This is a genomic window from Mesorhizobium sp. M2A.F.Ca.ET.043.05.1.1 (assembly GCF_003952445.1).
GTDB lineage: Bacteria > Pseudomonadota > Alphaproteobacteria > Rhizobiales > Rhizobiaceae > Mesorhizobium.
Genome location: NZ_CP034446.1, coordinates 798203 through 810640 on the forward strand (window position 1 = coordinate 798203; position 12438 = coordinate 810640).

14 protein-coding genes are annotated in these 12438 nt (G+C 64.7%); 11 read left to right on the plus strand and 3 right to left on the minus strand.

Annotated elements, in window-relative coordinates; genetic code table 11:
• Positions 1-14: 14 nt before the first annotated feature.
• From modB to EJ069_RS03770, 3 genes are all read left to right on the plus strand, one after another.
• On the plus strand, positions 15-719 hold the full coding sequence (modB, locus tag EJ069_RS03760) for a molybdate ABC transporter permease subunit (RefSeq protein WP_126060143.1): 705 nt from the start codon (positions 15-17) through the stop codon (positions 717-719).
• The gene (modC, locus tag EJ069_RS03765; protein ID WP_126060144.1) at positions 716-1828 is read left to right on the plus strand and encodes a molybdenum ABC transporter ATP-binding protein; all 1113 of its coding nucleotides are present in this window, start codon (positions 716-718) and stop codon (positions 1826-1828) included. The genes modB and modC overlap by 4 nt, the downstream gene beginning before the upstream one ends.
• Positions 1829-1912: 84 nt before the next feature.
• The gene (locus tag EJ069_RS03770; RefSeq protein ID WP_042644082.1) at positions 1913-2254 is read left to right on the plus strand and encodes a winged helix-turn-helix domain-containing protein; all 342 of its coding nucleotides are present in this window, start codon (positions 1913-1915) and stop codon (positions 2252-2254) included.
• Between the two features lie 96 nt (positions 2255-2350).
• Here the strand turns inward: EJ069_RS03770 and cobF are convergent, their stop codons facing one another.
• Positions 2351-3115, minus strand: a complete 765-nt coding sequence (gene cobF, locus EJ069_RS03775) for a precorrin-6A synthase (deacetylating) (RefSeq protein ID WP_126060145.1) — start codon at positions 3113-3115, stop codon at positions 2351-2353.
• Between the two features lie 142 nt (positions 3116-3257).
• Here cobF and EJ069_RS03780 point away from each other — a divergent pair, with 142 nt between their 5' ends.
• The 6 genes from EJ069_RS03780 (at position 3258) to EJ069_RS03805 (ending at position 8963) form a co-directional block, all read left to right on the plus strand.
• The gene (locus EJ069_RS03780; protein ID WP_126060146.1) at positions 3258-4274 is read left to right on the plus strand and encodes a DUF4424 domain-containing protein; all 1017 of its coding nucleotides are present in this window, start codon (positions 3258-3260) and stop codon (positions 4272-4274) included.
• Positions 4274-4792 carry a dihydrofolate reductase gene (locus tag EJ069_RS03785; RefSeq protein ID WP_126060147.1) on the plus strand — a complete coding sequence of 173 codons (519 nt, stop codon included), beginning with the start codon at positions 4274-4276 and terminating at the stop codon, positions 4790-4792. The genes EJ069_RS03780 and EJ069_RS03785 overlap by 1 nt, the downstream gene beginning before the upstream one ends.
• Positions 4793-5039: 247 nt before the next feature.
• Entirely contained in the window at positions 5040-6146 is a 1107-nt protein-coding gene (gene hflK / locus EJ069_RS03790; protein WP_126060148.1) for an FtsH protease activity modulator HflK, read from the plus strand.
• A complete protein-coding gene (locus EJ069_RS03795) occupies positions 6146-7108 on the plus strand; it encodes a protease modulator HflC (protein WP_126060149.1) in 963 nt (320 codons plus the stop codon). The genes hflK and EJ069_RS03795 overlap by 1 nt, the downstream gene beginning before the upstream one ends.
• 6 nt (positions 7109-7114) lie before the next feature.
• Complete coding sequence (locus tag EJ069_RS03800) at positions 7115-7303, plus strand: DUF2065 family protein (protein ID WP_126060150.1); 189 nt, start codon at positions 7115-7117, stop codon at positions 7301-7303.
• Positions 7304-7445: 142 nt separating this feature from the next.
• On the plus strand, positions 7446-8963 hold the full coding sequence (locus EJ069_RS03805) for a DegQ family serine endoprotease (protein WP_126060151.1): 1518 nt from the start codon (positions 7446-7448) through the stop codon (positions 8961-8963).
• Positions 8964-9009: 46 nt separating this feature from the next.
• On the opposite strand, the gene EJ069_RS03810 is transcribed toward EJ069_RS03805, so the two are convergent.
• Together EJ069_RS03810 and serB are read right to left on the minus strand one after the other, a co-directional pair.
• Positions 9010-9582: a GNAT family N-acetyltransferase gene (locus tag EJ069_RS03810; protein WP_126060152.1), complete on the minus strand. Its 573-nt coding sequence runs from the start codon at positions 9580-9582 to the stop codon at positions 9010-9012.
• A complete protein-coding gene (gene serB / locus EJ069_RS03815) occupies positions 9579-10466 on the minus strand; it encodes a phosphoserine phosphatase SerB (protein ID WP_126060153.1) in 888 nt (295 codons plus the stop codon). The genes EJ069_RS03810 and serB overlap by 4 nt, the downstream gene beginning before the upstream one ends.
• On the opposite strand from serB, the gene miaA reads away from it, so the two are divergent.
• Together miaA and EJ069_RS03825 are read left to right on the plus strand one after the other, a co-directional pair.
• The gene (miaA, locus tag EJ069_RS03820) at positions 10456-11400 is read left to right on the plus strand and encodes a tRNA (adenosine(37)-N6)-dimethylallyltransferase MiaA (protein ID WP_126064620.1); all 945 of its coding nucleotides are present in this window, start codon (positions 10456-10458) and stop codon (positions 11398-11400) included. The genes serB and miaA overlap by 11 nt on opposite strands.
• Positions 11401-11526: 126 nt before the next feature.
• Positions 11527-12318 (plus strand): GGDEF domain-containing protein, encoded by a 792-nt coding sequence (locus EJ069_RS03825; RefSeq protein WP_126060154.1) that lies wholly within the window; start codon positions 11527-11529, stop codon positions 12316-12318.
• Positions 12319-12438 lie beyond the last annotated feature (120 nt).

The window sequence follows — 12438 nt, forward strand, 5'->3', positions numbered from 1 at the left end:
GCCCAAACGCTGACATGAACTGGCTGCTGGACCTCACTCCCGACGAATGGAATGCGGTCCGGCTGTCGATCAAGGTGGCGACGGTGGCGATGATCGCCAGCCTGCCGCCCGGCATCCTGCTTGCGCTGCTGCTGGCGCGAGGGCGTTTCTGGGGCAAGACCCTGCTCAACGGGCTGGTGCATCTGCCGCTGATCCTGCCGCCGGTGGTGACGGGCTATCTGCTCCTGCTCACCTTCGGCCGGCGCGGGCCGGCCGGCGCCTTTCTGGCCGAGCATTTCGGCATCGTCTTTTCGTTCCGCTGGACCGGCGCGGCGCTGGCCTGCGGCGTCATGGGCTTTCCGCTGATGGTGCGGGCGATCCGGCTGTCGATCGAGGCCGTCGACCGCAGAATCGAGGCGGCGGCCGGCACCCTCGGCGCCAATCCGCTCTGGGTGTTCTCCACCATCACGCTGCCGCTGATCCTGCCCGGCCTGATTGCCGGCGCCATTCTTTCCTTCGCCAAGGCGATGGGCGAATTCGGCGCCACCATCACCTTCGTCTCCAACATCCCCAATGAGACGCAGACTTTGCCCTCAGCGATCTACACCTTCACACAGGTGCCCGGCGGCGACGAGGGCGCGCTCAGGCTGACGCTGATCTCGATCGTCATCTCGATGGTCGCGCTCGTCGCCTCGGAGGTGCTGGCGCGGCGCGTCGGCTGGCGGATGGACATCGAATGACGCTCTCGGTCGACATCCGCCATCGCCTGGGCGACTTCGCCGTGGAAGCGCGTTTCGACAGCGCCGGGCGGCTGACGGCGCTGTTCGGGCCTTCCGGCTCGGGCAAGTCGACGCTGATCAACCTGATCGCGGGGCTGATCCGCCCGGACAAGGGCCACATTGCCGTCGACGGGCGGGTGCTGGTCGACACCGAAGCGCGGATCTTCGTGCCGATGCACAGGCGGCGGATCGGCATGGTGTTCCAGGATGCGCGGCTATTCCCGCATATGAGCGTCGCCGGCAATCTGCGCTATGGCCGCTGGTTCACGCCGGCTTCCGAGCGCTACGCCAAGATGGATGCGGTGGTCGAGCTGCTCGGCATCGGTCATCTCCTCGACCGGCGGCCGGCGAAACTGTCGGGCGGCGAAAAGCAGCGTGTCGCGATCGGCCGTGCCCTGCTTGCCAGCCCGAAACTGCTTCTGATGGACGAGCCGCTCGCCTCGCTCGACGAGGCGCGCAAGGCCGAGATCCTGCCCTATATCGAGCGGCTGCGCGACGAAACGAAGATTCCGATCGTCTATGTCAGCCATTCCGTCGCCGAGGTGGCGCGGCTGGCGAGCGACGTCGTCGTGCTTTCGCAAGGCAAGGTCGCGGCCTCAGGCCCGACCGAGGCGATCATGCAGCGGCTCGACCTGTTGCCGGCGGAAGAGCGCGGCGAGGGAGGGGCGGTGCTCGACACCAAGGTTCTGCGCCACGACGAGGCATTCGGCATGACGGTGCTGACCTCACCGGCCGGCGAAATCCGGGTCCCGAAACTGGCGATGGCAGCGGGCGCTCCGGTGCGCATTCGTATCCGCGCCCGCGACGTCATGATAGCGACCGAGCGGCCGGGAGGTCTCAGCGCGCTCAACATTCTGGCGGGAACGATCACCGCCGTCAGGCCCGGCATCGGGCCGACCGTGGAAATCGCCATCGAATGCAATGGCGCGATCGTGCTGGCGCGGATCACCGAACAATCCAAACACACCCTTCGTCTGGCGCTCGGCCAGCAGGTCTTCGCGGTGATCAAGACGGTGAGCTTCGACAGCGCAACGACCGGGGCGGGCCTGCCGGTTGAGGCGGATGGTTGACGAAGGGCCAAATCGCTATGTTGATTTGGAATAGCGATCTGGCGGCGGAGAGGGTAGTCTCGGCATGATCGCGGAGGACAGGGCATGCCATCGTTGAGCCTGCGGATAAATCTCGACCCCGACGGCCGGATCGGCCCCGGCAAGATTGAGCTTTTGGAGCAGATCGCCGCCTTCGGATCGATCTCGGCCGCGGCGCGCGGCATGGAGATGTCCTACAAGCATGCATGGGATCTGGTCGAGGACATGAACCGCGTGTTCGGCAAGCCGCTGGTCGCGGCGCAGACCGGCGGCAAGAAGGGCGGCGGCGCGCAATTGACATCGGTAGGTCTGGCGGTCGTCAGCCGTTTCCGGGCCATAGAGCGGGCCGCTTCATCGGCCGCCGCCGTCCATATGCAGGCGCTGCAGGCGGAGATCGATGCCGGATGAAGGGCAGTAGGGCAGTAGGGCAGTAGAGTGTGACGTCCCGGGGTGCTTGCGCATGGGATGTGCGCGCGCGCCCTATTGCCTTACTGCCCTACTCACTTACTCCCCTGATTTCCTCAGCAGATACGTGTCCATTATCCAGCCCTTTTTGCGCCGGGCTTCCTCGCGGACCTTCTCGATCTCGGCGCCGACATCGCCCAGGCGTCCGGAGATGACGATTTCATCCGGCGTGCCGAGATAGGCGCCCCACTGGATGAAGACATCCATGTCGGCCAGCGTGTTGAAGGCGCATTTGCCGTCGAGCATGACTATGGTCGAGCCGGCATTGGCCGGCAGGCCTTCTTCGATCAGCCGGCGGCCGGTGGTCACCAGGATCGAATCGCCGATGCGGTTGAGCGCGGTCGCGTGGGCTGCGGCCAGCGCCTGGATCGCGGTGATGCCGGGGATGACTTCGAGATCGAAACTCACGTTGCCCCTCAGCCGGACGCGCTCGAGGATGCGCAGCGCGCTGTCATAAAGCGACGGGTCGCCCCAGATCAGGAAGGCGCCGCAACCGTCTTCGGCAAGCTCGTGGCGGATCAGGGTCTCGTAGATTTCGGCGATCGCCTCGTGCCAGTCGTCGACGGTTGTCCGGTAAGACGATGTCGGCTCCGCCCGGACCGGCACCTCGAATTCGACCCGGCGCGATTTCGGGTTGGTGACGAAGCGGTCGCAGATCTGCCGGCGCAGATCGGCGAGATCGTTCTTCTTCGCCCCCTTGTCGGGGATGAACAGCACGTCGGCGCGGTTCAGGCCGTCGATGGCTTGGACCGTCATGTGATCGGGATTACCGGCGCCGATGCCGATGACGAGAAGCTTGCGCATGGCGATCTCCTGCCTGATCGGCGGCGCGGTGTCCAGAAGTACCGGCAAACGGTGACGAAGGGCTTTGAAACGCTATCTTGAAACGGGTAGATGGAAATGCGCATCCGGCTGGTCCCGGTATAGCGGCACAGAGGAGGGGTCGATGTTACGCACCATACTGACCGCGGCGCTGGCGACCATGGCCGCTCCGGCCTTCGCCAATGATTCCGTCGCCGAGCTCGGCACCGGCGGGCTGATCCTGTCGCGCAGCGATGCCGTCGCCATGCAAAGCGAGGACCTCTTCATCTCGCCGGAGAAGGTGACGGTCAACTATGTCTTCCGCAACAACACCGACAAGGATGTCAGCTCCATCGTGGCGTTCCCGATGCCCGACATCGAGGGCGATCCCAACGAGATGCCGGCGCTCCCGGAGGCGCAGAGCGACAATTTCCTCGGCTTCGAGGTGACGATCGACGGCGTCGACGCGAAGCCTCAGCTCGAGCAGAGGGCGTTTGCGCTCGGCATCGACATCACTGCCGACCTCAAAGCGCAGAACGTGCCGCTCTATCCGTTCGGCGATGCCGCCAAGGCGGCGCTGGCGAAACTGCCCAAGGATGTCACCAAGGACTGGGAAGACCGCGGCATCATCATCGAGGATACTGCCGATGACGGTTCGGGCATGCAGACCGCCTATGTCCCCTTCTGGCAATTGCGCTCGACCTATTGGTGGCGCTCGACCTTCCCGGCCAACAAGGAGGTCCATGTCTCGCACCGCTACAAACCAAGCGTCGGCGGCACCTCCTCGGTCAGCTTCTTCTCCGAAGGCCAGTTCCAGAGCCCGCAATACGATACTTACAAGACCCGCTACTGCATGGATCAGACGTTCGAGAACGTGGTGCGCAAGGCGGCCAAGGCGAATCCGGACGGCTACCCGAAATATTACGAGAGCCGGATCGCCTACATCCTCACCACGGGGGGGAACTGGGCCTCCGGCACCATCGGCAATTTCAAGCTGACGATCGACAAGGGCAGCCCCAAAAACCTCGTCTCCTTCTGCGGCGACAATGTCAAAAAGGTCGGACCGACGACATTCGAGATCACCGCGAAAGATTTTTATCCCGAGCGCGACATCGACATCCTGCTGCTCGAGCCGTCCGACAATGGCGGGAACGGCGGCTGATGGATATCGCAATCTATGTCGCCATCGCCGAAACCGGCGTGATCGGCCGCGAGGGCGGCCTGCCGTGGCGGCTTTCCACCGATCTCAAGCGCTTCAAGGCCGATACGATGGGCAAGCCGATCATCATGGGCCGCAAGACCTATGAGGGCATCGGCCGGCCGCTGCCCGGCCGGCTCAACATCGTGGTGACGCGCGACAAGGCCTGGCGCGCCGAAGGCATCGAAGTGGCCCACTCGCTGGGCGACGCGATCGCGCTGGCCAGGGTGCGCGGCCGCTGCATGGCGGGAGCGGAGGAGATCTGCGTGGTCGGTGGCGGCGAGATCTATGCTCAGGCCTTGCCACTTGCCGACCGGCTGCATGTGACGCATGTGCTGGCCAGCGTCGATGGCGACGCGCATTTTCCGCCGATCGACCCAGGCATCTGGCAGGTCGTCAGCGCCGAGGATTTCCCCGCCGGCGAGAAAGACAGCCACGCCACGCGTTACACGGTTTACCAGCGCCGGCGCGACGACCGTTGATGACGACAAAGGGTCGCTACCGATCCAAATCGCATGGGGACGATGGCCCATCGCGTTGAAAGCAGATCGACGCGTCCCTATAGAAGAACGGTGTTGCGGTGGCTCGCGTCCAACCGGACGCACAAGAGGTCGCCGTAATACTTTGATTTTGGCGCATGATTCCTTTTCGAAAACCGATATGGGTTTTCTGGGTCTTGCGTTAGGATTGCGCCGCAAGGCCTGAGGGAACCGAAGCGAAAGGACATTCATGCCCTGGAACGACAAGAGCGGCGGCGGCGGCCCATGGGGCGGCGGCGGCAATCAGGGACCCTGGGGGCAGGGACCGAAAGGGCCAAGCGGACCGCAGGGTTCCCCGCCCGATCTCGAGGACATCATCCGCCGTGGCCAGGACAGGCTGCGACGCGCGCTTCCGGGCGGCGGCGGCGCCAGCCCGGCGGTGCTCGGGCTCATCGCTCTGGCGCTCGTCGCGTTGTGGGCCTTCAAAGCGATCTATACCGTGCAGCCCGACGAGGTCGCCGTCGAGTTGCGGTTCGGCCAGCCCAAGACCGAGCTTTCGCAGCCGGGCCTGCATTTCCACTGGTGGCCGATCGAAACGGTCGAGACGGCCAAGATCTCCGAGCAACTGGTCAGCATCGGCGGCGGCGCGAGCAGCGGCTCCGGGCTGATGCTTTCCGGCGACCAGAACATCGTCAACGTTCAGTTCTCGGTCGCCTATCAGGTCTCGGATCCCAAAGCCTACCTGTTCGACGTCTCCGATCCCGACGGCATGCTGGCGCAGGTCGCCGAGAGCGCGATGCGCGAAGTTGTCGGCCGGCGCCCGGCCCAGGATATTTTCCGCGACGATCGCCAGGGCATTGCAACCGCGGTGCGCGAGATCATCCAGGGCACGCTCGACGGCTACAAGACCGGTCTCCAGGTCAACGCGGTCTCGATCGAGGACGCAGCACCCCCGCGCGAGGTGGCCGACGCATTCGATGAAGTGCAGCGCGCCGAGCAGGACGAGGACAAGTTCGTCGAGCAAGCCAACCAATATTCCAACCAGAAGCTCGGCCAGGCACGCGGTCAGGCGGCGCAGATCCGGGAAGACGCAGCCGCCTACAAGAACCGGGTCGTGCAGGAGGCGGAAGGCGAGGCGCAGCGCTTCATCTCCGTCTACAACGAATACGCCAAGGCGCCCGACGTCACGCGCAAGCGCCTTTATCTCGAAACCATGGAGAGGATCCTGAAGGACTCGAACAAGGTCGTCGTCGAGCCGGGCAACGGTCAGGGCGTGCTGCCTTATTTGCCGCTGCCGGCTTTGCAGCCGAAAGCACCGCCGGCCCCCCTGGGCGCCACGACGGGAGGTAACCAGTGATGGCCAACCGTCTTCCCATCATCGCCGTCATCGCGGCTGTCCTCCTGTTCCTGCTCTATTCCTCGGTGTTCGTGGTCAATGCCGGCCAGCAGGCGATCGTGCTGCGGTTCGGCGAGATCATCGACGTCAAGAACGAGCCCGGCATCTACTTCAAGGCGCCGTTCGCCTTCTTCGATGCCGACAGCGTGCAGATGGTCGAGAAGCGCGTGATGCGCTTCGACCTCGACAACATCCGCGTGCAAGTCTCGGGCGGCAAGTTCTACGAGGTCGATGCCTTCATCGCTTACCGCATCTCGGATCCGCGCACGTTCCGCGCGGCTGTGTCCGGCCAGGTGGAACTTGCCGAAGCCCGGCTGAGGACACGCCTGGACGCGGCGCTGCGCCGCGTCTACGGCTTGCGCGATTTCGAGGCCGCGCTCTCCGAGGAGCGCGGCAACATGATGCGCGAGGTGCGCGATCAACTGCGCCCCGACGCGACCTCGCTCGGCCTCGACATCGAAGATGTGCGCATCCGCCGGACCGACCTGACGGCCGAGGTTTCGCAGCAGACCTATGACCGCATGAAGGCCGAGCGTCTGGCTGAGGCCGAGCGCCTGAGGGCGCGCGGCAACGAGGCGGCGCAGCGCATCAGGGCGCGGGCCGACCGCGAGGTCGTCGAAATCGTTGCCGAGGCGCAGAAGGAATCGGAAATCCTGCGCGGTGAGGGCGAGGCGCAGCGCAGCGCGACCTTCGCGGACGCCTATAAGCGCGATCCCGCCTTCTTCGACTTCTATCGCTCGATGAACGCCTATGGCACGGCGCTGGACAACACCGGAACGACGATGGTGCTCTCGCCCGAATCCGAGTTCTTCCGCTACTTCCGCGATCCGGGCAGCAAGCCCGGCCCGGCACCTTCCGCGCCAACGGCCGCGCCCGCGACGGCCCCTGCCGCGCCTGCGACCCAACCCGGCACCGCCCAGTAGCGGGCGGTGCAGGATTTTCTGGTAGCAATCGGCCTGGTCCTGGTGATCGAGGGGCTGGTCTATGGAGGGTTTCCGGCTTTGGCCCGGAAGCTCGCGGCCGAGGTGCTGTCAATGCCGGAAAATGTGCTGCGGATCGGCGGGCTGGTTGCTATCGCCGTCGGTGTCGGCATCGTCTGGCTGATCCGCGGCTTATGATATTCCTTGGTGCCCAAGCGATTGACGATTTATCTTGCGCCGATAGCTATAGCCGCAAACGTGCCGTATTTTTTGCCAACATGAACCGGACGGGCGCCTTTGCGGATGCGCCTTTCCTTTTCAGAACAACCGGGAGGCCATGATGATATCCGACACCCTGTTGCGCGCGGCGCGGCGTATGGTCTTCGCCGGCGCCACCGCATTCGCGGTCGGCATTGTTGCCGTTCCGTCCTTCGTCACGCCGACGATCGCCGCCGACGGACCGCCTTCGGTCGCCGATCTCGCCGAGCGCCTGCTCGGCGCGGTGGTCAACATCTCGACCTCGCAGACGGTGAAGGGCACCGAAGGACCGGGCGCGGTGCCGATGCCGCAACTGCCCGAGGGCTCGCCGTTCCAGGATTTCTTCGACGATTTCTTCAAGAACCGCGGCGGCGACAAGGGCGGCGGCGGGCAGAAAGTGCAGTCGCTCGGCTCCGGCTTCGTCATCGACGCCGAGCAGGGCATCGTGGTGACCAACAACCATGTCATCGCCGATGCCGACGATATCGAGGTCAACTTCTCCGACGGCATCACGCTGAAGGCGACGCTTGTCGGCACTGACACCAAGACCGATGTCGCGGTGCTGAAGGTCGACCCCAAGGGCCACAAGCTGACGGCGGTGAAATTCGGCGATTCCACCAAGATGCGCGTCGGCGACTGGGTGATGGCGATCGGCAATCCATTCGGCCTGGGCGGCACGGTGACGGTCGGCATCGTCTCGGCGCGCAACCGCGACATCAATTCCGGTCCCTATGACGATTTCATCCAGACCGACGCCGCCATCAACCGCGGCAATTCCGGCGGTCCGCTGTTCAACGCCGCCGGCGAGGTCATCGGCATCAACACGGCGATCATCTCGCCGTCGGGCGGCTCCATCGGCATCGGTTTCTCCATCCCCTCGCAGCTTGCCGCCGGCGTCGTCGACCAGCTCCGCCAGTATGGCGAGACGCGGCGCGGCTGGCTTGGCGTGCGCATCCAGCCGGTGACGGACGACATCGCCGAAAGCCTCGGCATGGCAACCGCCAAGGGTGCGCTGGTGGCCGGCGTCATCAAGGGCGGGCCGGTCGATAATGGCACGGTCCAGGCCGGCGACGTCATCATCAAGTTCGACGGCAAGGATATCCATGAAATGCGCGACCTGCCGCGCGTCGTGGCCGAAAGCCCGGTCGGCAAGGCAGTCGATGTCGTCATCGTGCGCAAGGGTGTCGAGCAGACGGTCAAGGTGACGCTCGGCAGGCTCGAGGACGGGGAGAAGCTGGCCAGCGGCGAGAACGGCAGCACCGATCAGGGCAGTGGCGATAAGGCAACGCCTCCGGTGTCGACGGCCTCCGTGCTCGGCATGACGGTCGGCGAGCTCAACGACCAGACGCGGCAGAAATTCGGCATCGCCGCCGACGTGTCCGGCGTGGTCGTCACCGATGTCGCCAAGGATTCGCCCGCGGCGGAGCGCGGCATCCAGCCCGGCGAGGTGATCACCGAGATCGCGCAGGAATCGGTCGGCACGCCGAAGGACGTGATGGACCGGATCGGAGCGCTGAAGGAGCAGGGCCGCAAGAACGCGCTCCTGATGCTGGCCTCGAAGACCGGGGAACTGCGTTTCGTGACGATCCGGATGGATTGAGTCCGGATCGTTCAGCAAGCGATTGATGTTTCAGTGAATAGGGCGGCTAACGAGCCGCCCTTTTTCGTGCCTGCCATGCCTCGCGCGACAGCCTGTACATGACATGACGCTTGAGATGCGGGTGGCTGTCTGGGACGCTGGGGTGATCGAAGTCGGCACCGGGATCGGCTCGCATGCCGAGCCGCTTCATGACGGCGATCGAACGATGGTTATCCGCGACCGCGAATGACACGATCTCGTCCACGCCAAGCGTTTCGAAACCGAAGGCGAGCCAGGCTTCCGCCGCCTCGGTGACATAGCCCTTGCCCCAGAATTCGGGCGCCAGCCGCCAGCCGATCTCAATCGTGCCGGGCGCCAGCACGTCTATGTCTTCCGTTCCGGACAAGCCGACGAAGCCGATGCATTCGCCGGTCGCGGCAATCTCGGCCGCGGCGAAGCCGTAGCCGTCCTCTTCGATCCAGGCGCGGACTTCGTCCATCTTGGCGTCGGCAGCGGCACGGTCGCGGCGGAACGGGAAGAATTCCATCACGCGTCCATCGGAGTTGATGCGATGGAAAAGCTCGCGGTCGCGATCCTCCCAGTTGCGGAGGATCAGGCGCTCGGTGCGGATCGGCTTCATTCCGCAAACTCGTCCCGGCGGTAGCCCTGGAGATAGAGCAGCGCGGTCAGGTCGCCATGATCGATGCGGATGCGGGCCTGCTCGGCCACCGCCGGCTTGGCGTGGAGCGCGACGCCGGTGCCGGCAAGACGGATCATATCGAGATCGTTGGCGCCGTCGCCGACCGCGATGGCATCCTCTGTTGTCAGCGCGAGCCTCGCGGCAATGTCCAGCAGCGCTTCGGCCTTCGCGGCGCGCCCGAGGATGGGCTCGGTCACCATGCCGGCGAATCTGCCGTCCTCCTCGATCAGGCGGTTGGCCCGATTTTCCTGGAACCCCAGCATCTCCGCAATGCGGCTGGTGAAGACGTCGAAGCCGCCCGAGACCAGCGCAGTCCAAGCGCCGTTGGCACGCATCGTCTGCACCAATGCGCGGCCGCCGGCGGCGAGCGTCAGCCGATTGGCGATGATGCGGTCGACTACCGCCGTGTCCAGGCCTTTCAGCAAGGCGACGCGTTCCCGCAAGGCCGGCTCGAAGGCAATCTCGCCATTCATCGAGCGCGCGGTGATCGCCGCCACATGGTCCTTGACGCCGATTTCGTCGGCAAGCTCGTCGATGCACTCCTGATCGATCATTGTCGAATCCATGTCGGCGAGCAGGATCTTCTTGCGCCTGCCTTCGGCGGGCTGGACGATGACATCGACCGGCTCGGACGCCAGTGCGGCGCGCAGATTGGCGGTCATTTCGCCGATATCCGGCGTCTGCGGCAGGACGAGGTCGCAAGCGACGTCCTCAGCCAACCAACGGACAGCGCTTGCGCCGGCAGCCTGCAAGGCCATATTCGCAAGCGAGGCCGGCACGGCGCGGGCTTCTGGACGGGACACTAGAGTGGCGATCAGCGGCATTGAACATTCCGGCAGGCAGGCGGGCGAAGGCCGCATCAAGAACGCGATCCTGATAGCCGGGCCGACAGCCAGCGGCAAGTCGGCGCTGGCGCTCGATCTTGCCGAACGCGGTGACGGGGTCATCGTCAACACCGATTCCATGCAGGGCTATTCGGTGCTCGACGTCTTGACCGCGCGGCCGACCGCCGCCGAAACGGCACGCGTGCCGCATTTCCTCTACGGCCATGTGCATCCCTCCACGGCCTATTCCACCGGCGCCTGGCTGCGCGACGTGACGAAGCTGATTGACGACGGCGTGCTGTCGGGCCGTCCGGTTGTTTTCGTCGGCGGCACCGGGCTCTATTTCCGCGCGCTGGCCGAAGGCATCTCGGATATGCCGGACATTCCACCGGCTGTGCGTGAGCGCTGGCGCTACGAGCTCAAGGAGCAAGGAGCCGAAAGGCTGCATCGCCTGCTGATGCACGAGGATTCAGCCATGGCCATGCAACTCAGGCCAACGGACGGTCAGCGTATCGTGCGGGCGCTCGAAGTGCTCGATGCTTCGGGACGTTCCCTCCTGGAGTGGCAGGCGGCGCGCGGCCGCCCGCTGATCGACCGCGACAGCGCTCGGTTCCTGGTGATCGAGCCGGACCGGGCGCAACTGGTCCGGCGCATCGAGGCCCGGTTCGACCAGATGCTCGACAAGGGCGCGCTTGACGAAGTGCGGCAGCTTACGGCGCTCGGCCTCGACCCGGATCTGCCGGCCATGAAAGCGATCGGGGTACGCGAGCTGCAGGCGGCGATGGCCGGACGGTCCGGTTTTCCCGAGGCGATCGAGCGGGCCAAGATCGCGACGCGGCAGTATGCCAAGCGCCAATCGACCTGGTTCAGGCACCAGCTGGGCGTGGAGTGGCGCAGGTTGCGACCGGGCGATCAACCGGCAGTTCACGACTGACGAAAAGCCATTTTCAATCAGCGCCTTAAAATCCTTTGCTCTAATTCCCGCCAGGGTTGTCCGGGTTAACGGTCCGTAAGGTCCGATGTGGCATAAGCTCGAGGGTTCCAGTGGTGCGGGGAGTAGATGCGTTTCCATAAGGCGGAATCCGCATTTTTCGTGTTTATTTTCGTGATCCTGGCCGCCGGCCTGGTGACGTTCCATGCCTATGGCCAATTGCAGGACATCGCCTCGGACCTCGACGCGGCATCACGCGGCGACAAAATTGTCTATCTGAACAAATTGCTTTTCGTCACTGGCGCGCTGCTGGCGACCGCGCTGTTTTTCGGCACTTTCTTCATCTACCCGCTGATCCGTGGCCAGGTGCGGGAAGAGGGCAAGCTCAGGGCCATGACGGTCTCGCTCAGCGCCCGTTCGCAGACGCTCGAGCAGGCAGCGCTAACCGACGGTCTGACCGGCATGCAGAACCGCCGCTATTTCGACGATGCGCTGCGTGAATATCTCCACGAATTTCGGCGCATCGACAGGCCGGTCGGGCTGATGATCCTCGATCTCGATCACTTCAAACAGGTCAACGACACACATGGTCACGATGTCGGCGACGAGGTGCTGCGGGCTGTGGCCACCTGCCTGCGGAGCATGACGCGCTACCACGACGTGGTGGCGCGGCTGGGCGGCGAGGAGTTTGCCGTCGTCACGCCCAACATGGATGTCGAGCTGCTTGCCAGGTTCGCCGAGCGCATCCGCAAGGCGATCGCCAACCTGTCGATCCTGTCTGGCAATGTGCGGCTCAAGGTTACCACCAGCGTCGGCCTTGCCGTGTGGGACCATAAGGAGAGCGCGGAGGATTTCTACCGCCGCGCCGACCGTCAGCTCTATGAGGCGAAGAAGCAAGGCCGCAACCGCGTCTGCGCCTAAAATTCCGAAAATGAATTCGTGAGGCCGGCCGTATGCCGCCGTTTTCTGCGCTTCCGGTGCTCACGGACTTGATGTCCGCTCCGCTCCGGTTCTCGCAAACGGCACCATCCGACTCGGCCT